The following is a 15,772-nucleotide window of genomic DNA, read 5'->3' on the forward strand; positions in this document are numbered from 1 at the left end:
CCGTCCATCCTGCGCGGGCCGCCTGCCGTCAGCAGGACCTTCGACCGTGCCCGGGGCACGGTGACCAGCGGTCTTTGGGTGGAACTTCGCCATAAGAGTACGCGCTCGGCGCGCCCCCACCAAATCGTCGCGCACATCTGGCGAGCCCCGGCGCTCAGTCCTCGCCAGATGTGCGCAGTTGGCGGACGGAACCGCGTCCGGACTCGCCGACAGCTCACATCTGGCGGACACCACCACCCCCAACCTCACCAACAGCGCACATCTAGCGAGCGGAAGGCCGGCCGGGCTGACCAACTGTGAGCATCTGGCGGGTTCCCAGCGCTGACCCCGCCACATGTGCACAACTGGCGGCACCGGGCGACGTCCGCCACATGGAACGCACGGGTGCGGGAGACCTGGGCCGAGCGCGTTTGGAGAACCGGCGCCCGTCAGATACGCGCACAGGAAGAGCAGCATGTCCGGAGGCATGTCCCCGGCCGGCGGCGGGAGATGGCGGAAGGGCCGCCCCCTCGTGGGGGCGGCCCTTCCGGAATGCCGTGCGACGGGTGGCTCAGGACTCCGTGGTCTCGCGCAGGTTGCGGGTGACGTTGGGGTCGATCTGGATGCCGGGGCCCATCGTGGTGGTCACGAAGACCTTCTTGAGGAACTTGCCCTTCGCCGCGGACGGCTTGGCGCGCAGGACCTCGTCCAGGACGGCGGCGTAGTTGTCGACGAGCTGCTCGGCGGTGAAGCTGGCCTTACCGATGATCAGGTGAAGGTTCGAGTGCTTGTCGACGCGGAAGGTGATCTTGCCGCCCTTGATGTCCGTGACCGCCTTGGTGACGTCCATGGTCACCGTGCCGGTCTTGGGGTTCGGCATGAGGCCGCGCGGGCCCAGGATCCGCGCGATCCGGCCGATCTTGGCCATCTGGTCGGGGGTCGCGATCGCCGCGTCGAAGTCCAGCCAGCCCTCCTGGATCCGAGCGACCAGGTCGTCGCTGCCGACCACGTCGGCACCCGCGGCGGTGGCCTCGTCGGCCTTGGCGCCGGCGGCGAACACGATCACGCGGGCGGTCTTACCGGTGCCGTGCGGCAGGTTGACCGTGCCGCGGACCATCTGGTCCGCCTTGCGGGGGTCGACGCCGAGGCGCATGGCGACCTCGACGGTGGCGTCGAACTTGGTGGTCGTCGTCTCCTTGGCGAGCTTGATCGCCTCGATGGGGACGTAGAGCTTGGACTTGTCGACCTTCTCGGCCGCTGCCCGGTAACCCTTGCTGTGCTGCATAAGTCAGTTCTCCTGTGGTCTGAGTCGGGACCGGCAGTGGGCCCCTCCCACGCTTAAGAGGACGTCAGTCCTTGACGGTGATGCCCATCGAACGCGCCGTGCCAGCGATGATCTTCGCGGCGGCGTCGATGTCGTTCGCGTTGAGGTCGGCCATCTTCTTCTCCGCGATCTCGCGCAGCTGAGCCTGCGAGATGGAGCCGACCTTGGTCGTGTGCGGCGTGCCGGAGCCCTTCGGGACACCGGCGGCCTTGATCAGCAGCCGGGCGGCGGGCGGCGTCTTGAGCTCGAACGTGAACGAGCGGTCCTCGTAGACGCTGATCTCAGCCGGGACGATGTCGCCCCGCTGGGACTCGGTCTTGGCGTTGTACGCCTTCACGAACTCCATGATGTTGACGCCGTGCTGGCCGAGCGCCGGGCCGACGGGCGGCGCCGGGGTGGCCTGGCCTGCCGGCAGCTGAAGCGTGAAGGTCTTGACGAGCTTCTTCTTCTTCGGAGGCATGATTCTTTCCTGATCCTGGGCGGATGTTGGTAGCCCGGCACGAAGGCACGACAAAGCGGCCGCGCACAGCCGGACGTTTCAGGGTACCGCACCGGCGGGCAGGGCCCGCCGGTGGCCCAAATCTAGATCTTCGAGGCCTGGTTGAAGTTGAGCTCCACCGGCGTCTCACGGCCGAAGATGGAGACCAGAACCTTCAGCTTCTGCTGGTCCGCGTTGATCTCGGAGATCGTCGCGGGCAGCGACGCGAACGGGCCGTCGATGACGGTGACCGAGTCGCCCACCTCGAAGTCGAGCACCTTGACGCCCGGCTTCGCGGCCTTCTTCTCCGTCTCAGCGGCGGGCGCCAGCCACTTCAGCACCTCGTCGAGGGAGAGCGGCGCGGGCCGGTCGGCGCGGTCGGTGGCCCCGACGAAGCCGGTGACGCCGGGCGTGTTGCGCACGCAGGAGTAGGACTCCGGGGTCAGCTCCATGCGGACCAGGATGTAGCCCGGGAAGACCTTGTTCTGGACCTGCGTCCGCTTGCCGTTCTTGACCTCGACCTCTTCCCGGGTCGGAACCTCGACCTGGTAGATGTAGTCCTCCATGTCGAGGCTCGTGATGCGGGTCTCGAGGTTGGTCTTGACCTTGTTCTCGTAGCCGGCGTAGGAGTGCACGACGAACCAGTCGCCCGGCGCGAAGCGCAGCTTCTGGCGCAGCTCGGCGACCGGGTCGAAGTCGTCGTCGGCCGCCGCGGCCTCGGCCGCGGGGATCTCCTCCGTCAGGGCAGCGGCCTCGACCGCGCCCTCTACACCCTCCGACGGCTCGGCGATCGTGTCGGTCTGGCCGGTCTCGTCGTACTCGGGCACGCTGACTCTCTTCCCTGCCGCTCCCGCCCGGTCGGGCGGGAGACACATGTTTCCGTACTAAGCGCCGAAGACCGCCAGCATCGCCTTAGCGAAGCCGAAGTCGAGCAGGCCCACGATCGTCAGCATGATCACCACGAAGACGACGACGACGCTGGTGTAGGTCAGCAGCTCCTTGCGCGTCGGCCAGATGACCTTACGCAGCTCGGCGACAATCTCGCGGACGAACCGGCCGAACCGGCCGAAAATACCCGGGCTCTTGTCGCCGGCCTTCGCCTTGCGGTCGCTCGACTCACGCTCGAACGACTCCACGGCGCTCTTGCGGTCAGCCTTCTCGGCAGCCTCAGGCTCCTCGTCGGCTTCCTCGAGCAGCTCGTCGAAGTCGGCTTCGGCGCCCTCGCCCAAAGGCTCGTCGTCGTCGCCGCGGCGCTTGCTCTCGGCCACGTCCGTCCTACTTTCGTCTCCAGCCGGCGTCAGCATTACCTCGCTGAGCGCTCCGGCACGGGTGGTATGTCGCTCCCAACCTACCGGGAGCACCGCTGCCAGCGCACCGCGCTCACGGGACGTCGGCAGCGCCGGTGAAGACCCGTAAGCACCAGTGTGCAGGCCTTCGGCGCAGGGGCGACAGGACTCGAACCTGCAACCTGCGGTTTTGGAGACCGCTGCGCTACCAATTGCGCCACACCCCTTTGCGAGGTGAGAGACAGCCGCCACTCACCCCACGGCGGACCAGTGTACGGGTAGGTGTCGCAATCTCCCAACCCGCCACCCTCCCCCGGGTCTCACCCCCGGCGGACCAGCGCCTTCGCCTGCGTGAGGACCTTCTCCCCGCCGCAGGTCACAGTCAGGTCGAGCTGCGCGCGGCCCTCGTCGTCGATCGCCTTGACGACGCCCGCGACCTGCACCTCGGTGCCCTCGTCGTCATCCGGGACCACCACAGGGCGGGCAAACCGGACGTTGTACTCGACGACCGAGCCGGCGTCACCCGTCCAGGTGGTCACGGCGCGACCCGCGAGGGCCATCGTGAACATGCCGTGGGCGATCACGCCCGGCAGGCCGACGGACGTGGCGACCCGGTCGCTCCAGTGGATCGGGTTGAAGTCGCCCGAGGCGCCCGCGTACCGGACCAGGTCCGCCCGCGTGACACGGTACGTCTGGACGGGCAGCTGGGTTCCCTGTTCCCACGACATAGTCACTCTCCCCGCACCACGAGCCGGCACCACAGCGTGAGGACGGGCTCCCCGTCCTCGGTGGAAATTTCGCCCCGCGTGGTGATGAAGTCGTTGCCCACCCGCGACTGGATGTCCTCGATCGTGGCCCGGCACACGAGCCGGTCGCCGGCCCGCACCGGCCGCACGTACGCGAACCGCTGGTCGCCGTGGACCACCCGGCTGAAGTCCAGCCCGAGCGCCGGGTCGGCGATGAGCGTGTCGTTGATCGTCCCGCTGAAGATCACCGGGAACGTCGGCGGCGCGATCACGTCCGGGTGACCGAGCTCCTTGGCGGCGGCGACGTCGCGGTAGGCGGCGTCCGGCGCCCCGATCGCGTCGGCGAACTCCCGGATCTTCTCCCGGCCCACCTCATAGGGCGGGGAGGGCGGATACGACTTCCCGGTCAGGCTGGCGTCCAACGGCATGGCGAGAGCTTATGCGACGCCTCGGACACGACAGCGCCCGCCGGGCTGATGCCTGGCGGGCGCTGTCGGAAGGCGCGATGGTGCGGGACGCGACTAGCGGGTCTCGCGGTGTGCGGTGTGCTTGCCGCAACGCGGGCAGAACTTCTTCAGCTCAATGCGGTCCGGGTCGTTGCGACGGTTCTTCTTGGTGATGTAGTTGCGCTCTTTGCAGTCCACACACGCCATCGTGATCTTTGGACGAATGTCGGTCGCCTTGGCCACGGCCGTGTGCCTTCCTCTGGAACTTCGAAACTATGGGTACGGGAACCCCTCAGGGGTCCATCGTAGCGGTGGCCGGAATCGAACCGGCGACACAGCGATTATGAGCCGCTTGCTCTGCCATCTGAGCTACACCGCCGAGACGTGCGGAGAGCCCCCTTACGGAATCGAACCGTAGACCTTCTCCTTACCATGGAGACGCTCTGCCGACTGAGCTAAGGGGGCAACCACAGACCGCTGGTCCGCGTGCTCGGGTAACTCTACACAACCCGCGGCGCATCGTGAAATCAGATCCGACAGTACGCTCTCCGGCGTGCTCCGGATCACGTACTCCGAAAGCTAGTTCACGGCCCGCAGCCTGCGGATCTCGCCGCCGCCGTGACCCAGGATCCCCAACGGCACCGGGTCGGGCTCCGTCTGGGCGGCCAGCCACGCCTCGAACCGCTCGTGCGGCAGCGGCCGGCTGAACAGGTAGCCCTGGCCGACGTCGCAGCCGACCTCCTCCAGCAGGGACAGGGTGAGCTCGCTCTCCACGCCCTCGGCGACGGCGGTGAGCCCGAAGTGCCGGGCCAGGTCGACGACCGCCCGCACGATCGCCAGGTCGCCCGGGTCGGTCGCCATCCCCTGCACGAACGACTGGTCGATCTTGACTTCGTGCACGGGCAGGCTGCGCAGGTACGACAGGGACGAATAGCCGGTGCCGAAGTCGTCGACCGCGAGGCGTACCCCCATGTCATCGAGCTTGCGCAGCGCGGGCAGTGGGCGTTCGGTCTCACCGACCATGCCGTCCTCGGTGATCTCCAGGGTCAGCAGGTGGGCCGGCACGTCGTACGCCTGCAGCAGCTCACCGACCCGGGCCGGGAACGTCGCGTCCATGAGGGTGCGGGGCGAGATGTTGACCGCCACGGCGAGCGGGCGGCCCGCCTCGATCCAGTCGCGGCAGCGGCGCAGGCCCTCCCGCAGCACCAGCTCGGTGAGGCGGCCCAGCTGGCCGGTGCGCTCGGCGACCGCCACGAACTCGGTCGGCGGGACCTGGCCGTGGGTCGGGTGCTCCCAGCGCGCCAGGCACTCGACGCCGACCACCCGGCGACCCGCGAGGGTCACCTTGGGCTGGTAGTACACCTCAAGCTCTTCGGTCTCGATGGCGCGGCGCAGGTCCGCGGCGAGGCTGAGCCGCTGCACCGCCCGCGACTCGAGGCTCGAGTGGTAGACCTGGATCGGCAGGCTGAGCTGCTTGGCCGCGTGGTTGGCCAGGTCGGCCCGCTGGAGCAGCATGTCCGGGTCGGTGCCGTGGTCGGGGTGCAGCGCGATGCCGACCGCCGTGTCGAGTTCGAGGCTGACCGAGCCCATGTCCATGGGCAGGTGGCGCACCTGCTGGCGCAGCTCGCGGGCGAGCGCGACGGCCGCGTCGGCGTTGCGCAGGCGCAGCGTGATCGCGATCTCGTCGCCGCCGGCACGCCCGACGAGGGCCGCGGCCGGGGCCACGGCCCGCAGCCGCCGGGCCACCTCGGCGACGAGCTGGTCGCCCGCCGCGTACCCGAGGGAGTCGTTGACGTCGCGCAGGCCGTCGACGTCGAAGAGGAGCAGCGCCACGACCTCGCCGGGGGCGCGCACCTTGACGGCCTCCTCCAGCGCGTCGAGCATGCGGCGCCGGTTGGGCAGGCCGGTCAGGGCGTCGTGGTAGGCGTCGAAGCGCAGCCGCTCAACCAGACGGGAGTTCTCCACCGCGACGGACACGTGGGCCGCGAGCGTCTCCAGCAGGCGCACGTCGTCGGGGGTGAACGTGCTGACCTCGCTGAGCCGGTTGACGACCTCCAGGGTGCCGACGACGGCCGCGCCGGAGCGCAGCGGCACGACGATGGCCTCCTTGGCGCCCGACTGGCGCAGCAGCGCCCGCGCCGCGTCGTCACCGAGCCGGCTGCCCACGGCGATCGTGGCGCCCTCGGCGCTCGCCTTCAGGCGCAGCGCGTCGGGGGTGCCGGTGACGTCGAGCAGGCCGTGGTCGTCCACCCGGGAGGTCAGCAGCACCTCGGGGTGGCGGCCCTGGGCGGGCAGCCACAACGTGGCGTACTCCGCGGCCATGAGCTCGCGGACGCGGCCCAGCAGCGCGTCGGGCAGCGAACCGTCCCGGCTGGACTCGCCGATGGCGCGGGTCAGCTCGTACAGCTCGCCGAGGCTCTTGTGCTGGCGCGCGAACTGCGCGTACGAGCGGTAGGCCACGATGAGCACGCCGCCGAGGCCGAGCAGCAGCAGGGCCGACCAGGCCGAGGCCTGCAGCACGAGCAGGACGACGAGGCCCACCGTGATGTTGACGGCGGCCACCGCCAGCGCGGTCACGGCCGTCCGACCCACGGCGGGCAGGCTCATCCGGCCCTGCATCAGGGTCACAATCGCGAGTACGGCCAGGAGGCTCACGATCGACGTGACGGCGACCCCGGCCGAGAGCACCAGCCAGGTGTACGGCGTGCGGTCGACGAGCGGCCCGGCGGCCACCACGAGCGTCGCGCCCAGCGCCGTCGCGGCGGCGATGCTCGCGAGGTTGAAACACACCTTGACCACCTGGTACCGGCGGATGGTGTGCACCAGGCCGAGCGCGACGACGCGGCTGATCAGCACGAGCGAGGGCGGCAGGAAGAACAGACTCAGCAGCAGCGGGATCTCGGAGAACGAGACGGCCACGACCTGCCGACGGATCGTGAAGTGCAGGACGGTCGCCTCGGCGGCCACGAACAGCGCGCACAACGCGAGTGCCTTCGGCACGTCCGCGGGGCGCGCGGGATCGGCGGCCGCCAGCGGCACGAAGACCGCGATGGCGATCGCGGCCAGCGGCGCCGTGACGAACCAGGCGAGCTGGGCGGACCGGCGAACCGGAACTCGAATACGTGGCACCGGCGCTCCCCAGCTATCGGCCCGGCGGGCCCGCGACGTCAGTCAAGCGGGACCGAGCTGACCGTGTCGCCGATCAGCCAGGTGGCGTCACCCAACGTGTACGCGATCGGCCGCAGCGCGAGGCCGGCACCGGCCATGAGCACGCCGAACAACGCCACAAGGAGGACTCGCGCGACCATCCCGCGAACCATCCGCCGCCGCCGTTGGCCCTTGTCCTTCTGACCCATGCCACCCTCCTCACGACAACATGCAGGCTGCACCCGTCATATCAACTCCATGGCATGCTGCCACAGCCGGAGGCGGCCTGAAACCCTCGACTCGCACGTCTGCCCGGTGACGCGATGAAACTGTCCATTCGGCTATTCGTCGGGGGTACGACACCCCGATCCGACGCGAATGGTTCTCACATTTGTTCCACCGTGGACAGCGTCTCCACGGGCTGCCGCGGGCGTGTCACCTGGTGCGCGATCACCGCCAGCACAGCGGTCACCACCAGCCCCGCGACGGCGATGGGCAGGTCGGTGTCGGCGCCGTTGACGGGCGGGTTGCCGGCCAGCCACGTCATCGCCCCGCCGATCGGCGCACCAACGAAGAAGGCGCCCGCGACGACGACCGGGAACACGGCCACCAGGCACGCGATGGCGGCGCCGACCAGCCGGCGCGGTGGCGCGCCGACGGCGACCGGGACGGCAAGCGGCGCCGCGACCAGCCCGACCAGGACAAGGCCGTTGAGCGACCCGACGAGCGCCGTCACGACGGCCACCGCGGCCAGACCGGCCGCGACCCACGCCCGGTCGCGGGCGAACAGCTCAGCGACCACTCCTGCCGCGGTGGCCATGAACATCACGGCGAGTACCACCTGGAACAGCGTCAACGTGTTCTCGACGGCGACCTTGTCGGGGTCGACGACCGGCTCCTCCCACGGCGTGGTCACGACCATCACCGCCGCAGCCAGGCCGGCGGCGGACCCGGCGATCACCTGGCGCCAGCCGGCGCTTGCCGGTTGGTCTTTGGGCATCCTCGCGGCGGCCGTCGCGATCGCCGCGAAGCCGGTAGCAGCGGCGATGGCCAGCCAGGTCGCGGTCGTCTTGCCGGCCACGTCGACGCGGTCCAGCCACAGGTCGGCGCCGAACCAGAGCAGCGCGGCCGCCGCGCCGACGGCGATCCCCCGCGGCTTCGCCCGGCAGATCACGATCACCCCGACGAGGGCGAGCAGGATCGCGAACTGGCGGATGTCGCGCGGCCAGTACGTGTTGTTGCTGGCCACGCCGACGTACGTCTCGTGCGTCGTCGGGTCGACCATCACGGGGTCGGGCTGCATCAGCGGCTGATGGACGGCCAGGGCGATCGCCCAGATCACGGCCGCAGCCACCCCACAGGCCCCACCAACGATCGATCGCCATCGCGTCATCATGAGCGGCATTGTGCGGCATCCGATCAAGGAGGCCGGTCGACCCGTCAGCGCCCCGGTCAGGCATCTGGCGATTGGGCCGGCTCAGCAGCGGCGATGCTTCACGGTCCTCTTCCGCCGCACCACCCCAGCGCGACCGTCAACCCATGGCGAGTTCGGGAAGGTCTGCGCGACCTGCTGCCGTAGGTCCTGGATGACACCGTCGGCGAAGTCGGCTGGGTCCCCACCGGCGGGCGCGTACGCCGAACTGATGACGGTCGACCCGTCGCGTAGCCGCACCTGCAGGCCGTTGCCCCAGTTCGCGAACACCGCGTACGACCGTTCGTAGACCCAGGGACGAGGACGTTCGATGCTGATGACGTCGGCCCACGGGATTCGCCGCGTACTGAGGAAGTTCCGGATGATCAGCGCGTCCGGCGTGGCGAGAACGGCGACCATCGCTGAGCGGGCGCCGGCAACCAGGCCGATCGCCGCCCACGCGGCGAGGAAGCCCAACACCCAGGGGTTGGCCGACCTCGGGCCGCCCCGGGCACCCAACTGGTAAAGGATGCCGAAGGTCGCCGTGGCCAACGGAACCACGCCGAACGCCGCGATCCACGTCCGCATCAGCCAGGGCCGTCGGTACCGCCTGACCACTCCCGTCACAAGGTCGACGATGGCACAGCCGATCAAGGCGCCGACGGAACAGCGCAGACCCCACGGGAACGGCCCCCGGCAGCGTCTCCGCTGGCCGAGGGCCGTTCTTACAGCTTGTGGCGGGTGAAGGGTTCGAACCTTCGTAGCTTTCGCGACGGATTTACAGTGCAGCGCCGACGCCGGGCGGGACACCGCGCTGACCAGGCGCGACGGACGGTATGTCCGCCGCGAGTACTGCCCGTTCCCGCGATGTTCCCGCCCGGCGCCGGTCACCCCAGCGCTCCCGTGATCTTCCCGTTGACGCCGTCGTCCCCGCCGTCGATGCAGTTGGCGTAGACCTTGAGGAGGACGGCGACGCTGTGGCCCAGGCGCCGGGCCACCTCCGTGGGCGGGACACCAGCGTTCAGCCAGAGCGACGCCGCCGCGTGCCGGAGGTCGTACGCCCGGCGGGCCAGCGGCGAGGCGTCCTGAGCCGGGGTCAGCGCCGCGGTTCGGGCGAGCTTCCACCACCGGTCGTACACCGAGGAGGACAGCGGGCCGCCGTGGAGGCCCCGGAACAGCCGCCCGTCCGGGGCAGTGCCGAAACGCCGCACGTGATCGCGGAGCAGCGCGACGAGCTGGGGCGGGATCGGAACCGTCCGGGTCTCCGTGCGCGCCCGGTGCTTGAGGCCCCGGCGTTGATTGGGCCGGCCGTCGTCGGTCCAGTGCGAACCGGCGTGCGGGTCGGTCTCCGCCCAGGTCAGCCGACCCCAGCCCTCCTCGGGAAGATCACAGTCCGTGATCCGCAGGTCAGCTGCCTCAGCCGGGCGGGCACCGGCGTAGTAGATGCAGCCGAAGAAGGCGACGACACGCTGAGCCCGCTTGCCCTGGTCGCCGACCGCGGCGAGGAGCGCGGCGACCTGGGTGGGGTTGGCGACGACGCGACGGTCCACGGCCTGCGCCACCTCGGGCGCCTTCCACTGGACCCGGTCGACCGGGTTGCTGTCGAGAAGGCCCAGCTCGACGGCGTACCCGAGAGTGTTCGTGAACGTTGCCCGCTTGCGGAGCACCGTCGACGCGGCGGCTGGCTTCCCGTCCAGCTTGACGCAGAAGGCGTCCAGGACCCGGCGGACCTGGGCCAGGTTGTCGAGTTCCGCCACGGGCAGCGACGCCCGCTCGATCCAGGCCAGCGCGTCGACGTGCTCGACCGGGACACCGTCCGCCCAGCGCTTCGGGTTGAAGGCGTACAGGTAGAGCGCTTGCCGAATCGCGTCGTCGGCCGGGCGGCCGCGCGACTGGTCGACGAGGACGAGGGTCGTCGAGACCAGGGACTCCACCGCACCTCGGCGGGACTTCGCGGCCAGGCGTGGCCACTTCATCTCGATGTACGCGCGGGCGTGCGCGTACCACGTGGTCTGGTCCTGCTGTCGGCCCTCGGCGACCGGGCGGCCCGTCTTCGGGTCGAACGGCTCGCCCGCGCGGGCCGCCTTCACCAGCACCGAGCGGGCCGCGTCCCCGAGCGCCTTCGTCTTGTACAGCTTCTCGAACTTCTCGGCGTCGACCGTCCAGCGCAGGCGGTACCACTTCTTGCCCCGGATCGTGCGGGTGCCGAGGTCCCAGATCCGCACCTGGTAGCTGCTCACGCCGCCTCGCTTTCGAGGCTGGTCAGCCAGTCGTTGAGCACCGAACGCCGTACGCGCAGCTCACCGTTGGGCAGCTTGAACACGCGCGGCGCCTTGCCGAGCTGACGCCACTGGTACCAGGTGGACCGGGGCACCCGTAGTTCCGCGAGCACCTCCGGCACCGTCATCAGCTCATCCCCCATCGCCGTGCTCCCCGTGGTGTCCTCCTTCTCCCGTGGTTGCCGGAACAGCGCCGGGGCTTCGTTGCCGCGCGGCGTTGAGTTGTGCCCGCCACTGGATGCGGGCCGAGATCGAGCGCAGGATGCGGTGTTCGACGGACGGCACGCCGGGTGAGCCGGGCCGGGCGAGTTCGAAGCGGTAGCGCTTCACTCCGTCCGCCGGATCGGTCGCGTCGCCCTGGTCGTCGTCGACCGAGCCGGCGAGGATCGCGCGGACCCAGGCCCGGTTGTCGGCCCGGTGGTCGGCGAGCGTCTTGCCGGACCACTGCCGGGACACCAGTACGCGTCGACCGGTGAAGCCGAGCGTCCGCGGCTGGTGCACTTTGCCGGAACAGCGACCGGGGACGAGACCCGCCGCCGCGCCGTCCGGCTGGACGCCGTAGAGCAGCCAGTTCGCGCACGTCGGCGAGCAGGGCAGCGTCGACAGCTCCGCGTGGAGCCGGTCGAAATGCGCCTGCTGGTCGTCGGAGCGAGGCTGCGACTCCTCGGTCAGGTCCTTCGTGAGGTACTTCGTCACGTACCGGATGGAGCGCTCCGCGTCGCGGGTGCCCTGAGCGACCCCACGGGCGTCGATGGTGCCGAGGCGTGCCACGTACGCGGGCCGGGCGTCCTCGTCGTCGAGAGCGTCAAGCGCGGCTTGCCACGAGCTGAGCGGCTGGCCCGTCTTCGGGTCCACGTACGCACCAGCGTCCGCGTCCCACGTGGGCGGGTTCTCGACGGTGTAGACCGCTTCGTCGAAGGACGGCCACCAGACCTGGTGGTACGTCGCCGCCGCCACCTGCTTGAGCAGCCGCCGGGGCAGGGTGCCTCGGATCGCGAAGTGCCCGTGCGGCGCAAGGCGACGCTGCAGCTCGACACAGCCGGCGTACTGCACGTTCCAGCCGCCGGCCCTGCGCAGGTTCTGCCACCAGCGGTCGAGGACCCGGGCGAAGTGGATCGCGTCGAGCGCGGCACGTCGGTAGTCATACGACGTCGGGTCGATCGGGGTGCCGAGCTGCGGGTCACGCTGACCGTGGAGCTGGCCGCACTCGCAAGGCCGCATGCCGCCCCGCCACGCGCGAGCTGCCGAGTGCACCCGTCCGTGCGAGCCCAGCGTGAGCGAGACCAGCATCGACGGCCTGTGCGCCTTACCGTCCCGTCCGGCGTAGGCCCGGCCGACCGTGCGGGTCGAGACCGGGAGACGGGGAAGGTCGGGAGTGTCCTGGCGTCGCTTCGTCGACCTCGCCCGACGCGGTTCCGCCTTGCGGTCTGCCGGCGTGAGGTGCCCTCGCAGGCTCGACGTGGACAGCGCCTCGTCGAGTTCGGCGATCGCACCGTCGATGTCGGCGAGCTGCTCCCACTCCCCCTCGCGCTCGGCCTCGGCACGGGCGAACTCCAGGTGTGCCCGCGTCCGGACCATCGACAGCACGTCTTCGCCGGGCCGGTCGGGGCGCACGGCGGGTTCGTCGACGAGGTGCCAGCCCTCGCGCATCTGCTGGAGGCGCAGACGCCGGTTCCGCTCGGCGCACGGCTTGCACTTCGACGCCAGCCGGGCACCGCAAGGCACCTCGATCACGTCGGCCTGGCCGGTGTGGGTGTCGATGCGCCGGATGGCGAGGGGACGCACGCACACGCCGTGCGTCTCGGCGACGAGCCGGAGCGCGTCAGCGGCCAACGGCTGGCGCATCCGGGCGGCCCGCGACCCCGGCCGGGGCTCCGTAGTCGGGAGTCCGGCCGGGGACGAGGCGAGTTCCTGCACGGTCACTGGGCCGCTCCGACCGGGCTGCCGTGGTTGTGGCGGGTGAAGGTCTCCGGCGGGACCGGGACGAGTCCGACGCCCGGTTCCGCACCGTCCCCGCGGATCTGGCGGTACAGCTCAGAGGCCGTCCCGTTGGCGACGCGCAGGACGGACCGGAGCTGGTCCCGCGTGATCGGCCGTCCCGTGGCGAGGCGGTGCGTCTCGGCCGCCGTCCGGGCGAGCGTCAGCAGATCGGCCGTGAGGACCTGGTCCTCACTCCGGCCGTCGACGACCTCACCAAGGACGGCGCTGGACTGAGCCGTCCCCGGCCCGTCCTGGGGCTGTACGGCGAGGACGGCCGGGGACGCCGCCGGGACGGCTGGCGCCTGGTCGATCGAGCGGATCCGGCCCGCCAGCTCGACGAGGCTCACCGAGGCGACGACCACCAGGCCGTCGACGGAGAACGGCAGCAGGTACGGCGAAGCGCCGACCTCGCCGTAGTGGCTGGCGACGCCGACCATGTGCCAATAGCTGACCCAGGCCGCGATGCCGGCGATAGCCGCTGTGGCACACAGCCGGAGCGCCGCAAGGGATCGGCGGTGCGCCGGCACTCGGGACACCAGCTCGACCGTCAGCAGCAGCGCCAGCGGCGGCCACGCAGCGATCGTCTGGCTCACCGGGTTCGACTCAGCATGCAGAATGTTCGCCGCCACCGAGGCCGCCACGCCCAGGACGAGCGTCGCGCGGACGGCCCAGCGGATCCGACGCAGGTGCGCGAGGTTCGCGTTCGTTGTCATGCCGCCCACCCGCCCGACGTCGGGCCGCTTGGGGTCTGCGGGCGCCCGTACTCCGCTTCGAGCTGGCTGATATCGCTGTCGCTGTTGAAGCCGAACCGGAGCCGAACGGGCTGCTTGACGCCGTCGAGGACGACGAAGCCGACGCCCGGCGTGAGTTCGCTGATCCGGTCGCAGAGCGCGCCCCGGTCACGCATGCCGTCGCCGAGGACCATGTCCACCTCGCCCTCTTCGGCCATGCGCAGGCCGATGCGGGTCGGGAACAGGTTCCGGAACGGCAGCACCTCCTTGCGGGGGTCCTGCAACGCGGCGACGACGTGCACGCCTACCGCGCGGCCCTGGGTGAGGAGGAGGCCAAGTGTCGCCTTGACCCGCTCCTTGTGCTGCCGGTCGGTGAGGTACGCCGTAAGCGCGGCCAGCTCGTCGATCACGATCAGGATCAGCGGCTCGTCCGGCGTCGGGATGTGCTGGCGCGACTTGCCACGGAGCCGGGCGGTCCGGGCCTGCGCCACCGACAGCGCCTCTTCGAGCATCTCGACCATGGACGCGAAGTCCGTGCACGCGAACCGGGTGAACAGCCGCGTCCCGCCGCCGAGTTCCATGCCGCCCTTGGGATCGATCGCCCAGATCTGCACGAGGCCGGTGGCGACCCCGCCGGCCAGCGACCGCACGATCGACCAGATCACCGAGCCCTTGCCGGCACCGGTCGCGCCGACAACGAGGACCTGCGTGCCGTACAACCGCAGGTGGTAGACGTTCCCGTCCTCCTGCAGTGCCACGGGCAGGCCCGCGAAGTCCGGCGTACCGGGGACCGGCAGCGGGCCGATCGGCTTCACCAACGCGTCGGTACGCATCATGGTCAGGACGACCAGATCCGGACGCGTCCCCGCAGCAGCCCGGCACACCAGCGCGCCGAACGTGTGCGCCAGCCGCTCGGCGACCTGGGCGTAGTCGTCCGGGATCTGCCCGGTCACCATCCGCACGGTGAGCACGTCGACGCCGGCCCGGCATCGCACGCGGCGCAGCACCGGCACGACCGTCTGTCGGTCGAACCGCACGTCCAGTCCGGCTGTCGTCATTGCCGGCAACCAGCGACGCCGGTACGCGACGCGACGCCACCGGGCCAGCACCGGCCAGCCGGCGAAGCGCAGGAACGACGGCTGGTGCCAGTAGGCCCACGCGCCGACGGCGACGCCGAGCACGACGACCGGGACGACGGGACCGGCCCAGCCCCACTTGAAGTAGAGCCAGCCGACGACCGCGACCGGACCCGTGACGTACCAGTGCTTGACGATGAAGACCGTCACCCGCGCCAACGCGCGGAAGGTCCAGCCGAGGAGCATCACCCACAGCGGAAGGCGGAGGACCGGGGTCCGGAGGTTGAACGGCGCGTCCGGGATCCGTTCGCCCCGGATGACGTTGACGAGCGGCATCGGCTACCTCCCACCTGGCGTGGTCGCGAACAGCGACGGCTGACCGGGCCGGTCGGCCCGCCGCGCCAGCCGATGGCGGACCGAGCGCGACGGGATCCGCACGGTCGGCGGGTTGAGCTGGTACGGCGGCGGCTCGGGAACGTGGCGGACCATCGTCGGCAGCCACCGACCACGACCGAGCACCGCCATGAGGTCACAGCGATCAGCGACGTGCGGTGCGAGCAGATCGGGGTCGAGATGACGCAGCTTGACGACGGTGCGCGCCAGCGCCGCAGCGGCGGCCGAGATCTCGACGAGCGCGGCGACCCGCACGACATCGGAGGTTGGCCGCAGGTAAACCGCGCGGGCAGCGGCGACGCCGGGCGCGGCCAGTCCGGCGACCTGAACGCGGTACGTCCTCATGGTCGCACCACGCATGGGGTGACGTGCGCGCCGTTGGCCGACCGGCCGCGGGCAGCGTTCGATACGGTGGGCGTCACAGCCCTCCCCTTCCTTCGGGAACCGGTTGGTTGGGCACGCGGGGCGGGCGCTTGTCTTGGCGGATGGGAGCCCG

General features: G+C 70.6%; 17 protein-coding genes and 3 tRNA genes. All 20 read right to left on the reverse strand.

Features of this window, described 5'->3' with window-relative positions; all coding sequences use genetic code 11:
• Positions 1-550 precede the first annotated feature (550 nt).
• Positions 551-1,264, reverse strand: a complete 714-nt coding sequence (gene rplA / locus ABD211_RS00390) for a 50S ribosomal protein L1 (protein ID WP_344124977.1) — start codon at positions 1,262-1,264, stop codon at positions 551-553.
• Between the two features lie 64 nt (positions 1,265-1,328).
• A complete protein-coding gene (gene rplK, locus ABD211_RS00395; RefSeq protein WP_344124978.1) occupies positions 1,329-1,763 on the reverse strand; it encodes a 50S ribosomal protein L11 in 435 nt (144 codons plus the stop codon).
• 122 nt (positions 1,764-1,885) lie between these two features.
• Complete coding sequence (nusG, locus tag ABD211_RS00400; RefSeq protein WP_344124979.1) at positions 1,886-2,608, reverse strand: transcription termination/antitermination protein NusG; 723 nt, start codon at positions 2,606-2,608, stop codon at positions 1,886-1,888.
• A gap of 57 nt (positions 2,609-2,665) precedes the next feature.
• Positions 2,666-3,049 carry a preprotein translocase subunit SecE gene (gene secE / locus ABD211_RS00405; RefSeq protein ID WP_344124980.1) on the reverse strand — a complete coding sequence of 128 codons (384 nt, stop codon included), beginning with the start codon at positions 3,047-3,049 and terminating at the stop codon, positions 2,666-2,668.
• 172 nt (positions 3,050-3,221) lie between these two features.
• Positions 3,222-3,294 (reverse strand) — tRNA-Trp (locus ABD211_RS00410).
• Positions 3,295-3,387: 93 nt separating this feature from the next.
• Entirely contained in the window at positions 3,388-3,795 is a 408-nt protein-coding gene (locus ABD211_RS00415) for a MaoC family dehydratase (RefSeq protein ID WP_344124981.1), read from the reverse strand.
• Positions 3,796-3,797: 2 nt separating this feature from the next.
• Positions 3,798-4,241 (reverse strand): FAS1-like dehydratase domain-containing protein, encoded by a 444-nt coding sequence (locus ABD211_RS00420; RefSeq protein ID WP_344124982.1) that lies wholly within the window; start codon positions 4,239-4,241, stop codon positions 3,798-3,800.
• A gap of 93 nt (positions 4,242-4,334) precedes the next feature.
• Positions 4,335-4,502 carry a 50S ribosomal protein L33 gene (gene rpmG / locus ABD211_RS00425; protein WP_344078799.1) on the reverse strand — a complete coding sequence of 56 codons (168 nt, stop codon included), beginning with the start codon at positions 4,500-4,502 and terminating at the stop codon, positions 4,335-4,337.
• A 63-nt stretch (positions 4,503-4,565) separates the two neighbouring features.
• A tRNA-Met gene (locus ABD211_RS00430) sits at positions 4,566-4,638 on the reverse strand.
• 13 nt (positions 4,639-4,651) lie between these two features.
• Positions 4,652-4,724, reverse strand: a tRNA-Thr gene (locus ABD211_RS00435).
• A 114-nt stretch (positions 4,725-4,838) separates the two neighbouring features.
• Entirely contained in the window at positions 4,839-7,388 is a 2,550-nt protein-coding gene (locus tag ABD211_RS00440) for a putative bifunctional diguanylate cyclase/phosphodiesterase (protein ID WP_344124983.1), read from the reverse strand.
• Between the two features lie 38 nt (positions 7,389-7,426).
• A complete protein-coding gene (locus ABD211_RS00445) occupies positions 7,427-7,615 on the reverse strand; it encodes a hypothetical protein (RefSeq protein WP_344124984.1) in 189 nt (62 codons plus the stop codon).
• Positions 7,616-7,791: 176 nt separating this feature from the next.
• On the reverse strand, positions 7,792-8,748 hold the full coding sequence (locus ABD211_RS00450; RefSeq protein ID WP_344124985.1) for a hypothetical protein: 957 nt from the start codon (positions 8,746-8,748) through the stop codon (positions 7,792-7,794).
• A 135-nt stretch (positions 8,749-8,883) separates the two neighbouring features.
• Positions 8,884-9,405 carry a PH domain-containing protein gene (locus tag ABD211_RS00455; RefSeq protein WP_344124986.1) on the reverse strand — a complete coding sequence of 174 codons (522 nt, stop codon included), beginning with the start codon at positions 9,403-9,405 and terminating at the stop codon, positions 8,884-8,886.
• A 299-nt stretch (positions 9,406-9,704) separates the two neighbouring features.
• Positions 9,705-11,057 (reverse strand): tyrosine-type recombinase/integrase, encoded by a 1,353-nt coding sequence (locus ABD211_RS00460; protein ID WP_344124987.1) that lies wholly within the window; start codon positions 11,055-11,057, stop codon positions 9,705-9,707.
• Positions 11,054-11,239 carry a helix-turn-helix transcriptional regulator gene (locus tag ABD211_RS00465; RefSeq protein WP_344124988.1) on the reverse strand — a complete coding sequence of 62 codons (186 nt, stop codon included), beginning with the start codon at positions 11,237-11,239 and terminating at the stop codon, positions 11,054-11,056. Before ABD211_RS00465 ends, ABD211_RS00460 begins: the two co-directional genes overlap by 4 nt.
• Positions 11,229-12,941 (reverse strand): replication initiator, encoded by a 1,713-nt coding sequence (locus ABD211_RS00470; protein ID WP_425560312.1) that lies wholly within the window; start codon positions 12,939-12,941, stop codon positions 11,229-11,231. Before ABD211_RS00470 ends, ABD211_RS00465 begins: the two co-directional genes overlap by 11 nt.
• 74 nt (positions 12,942-13,015) lie before the next feature.
• Positions 13,016-13,789, reverse strand: a complete 774-nt coding sequence (locus ABD211_RS00475) for a DUF2637 domain-containing protein (RefSeq protein ID WP_344124991.1) — start codon at positions 13,787-13,789, stop codon at positions 13,016-13,018.
• On the reverse strand, positions 13,786-15,219 hold the full coding sequence (locus ABD211_RS00480; protein WP_344124992.1) for an FtsK/SpoIIIE domain-containing protein: 1,434 nt from the start codon (positions 15,217-15,219) through the stop codon (positions 13,786-13,788). The genes ABD211_RS00475 and ABD211_RS00480 overlap by 4 nt, the downstream gene beginning before the upstream one ends.
• 3 nt (positions 15,220-15,222) lie before the next feature.
• Positions 15,223-15,621, reverse strand: a complete 399-nt coding sequence (locus ABD211_RS00485; RefSeq protein ID WP_344124993.1) for a hypothetical protein — start codon at positions 15,619-15,621, stop codon at positions 15,223-15,225.
• Between the last annotated feature and the right edge of the window lie 151 nt (positions 15,622-15,772).

Source organism: Luedemannella flava (assembly GCF_039528515.1).
Taxonomy (GTDB): domain Bacteria; phylum Actinomycetota; class Actinomycetes; order Mycobacteriales; family Micromonosporaceae; genus Luedemannella; species Luedemannella flava.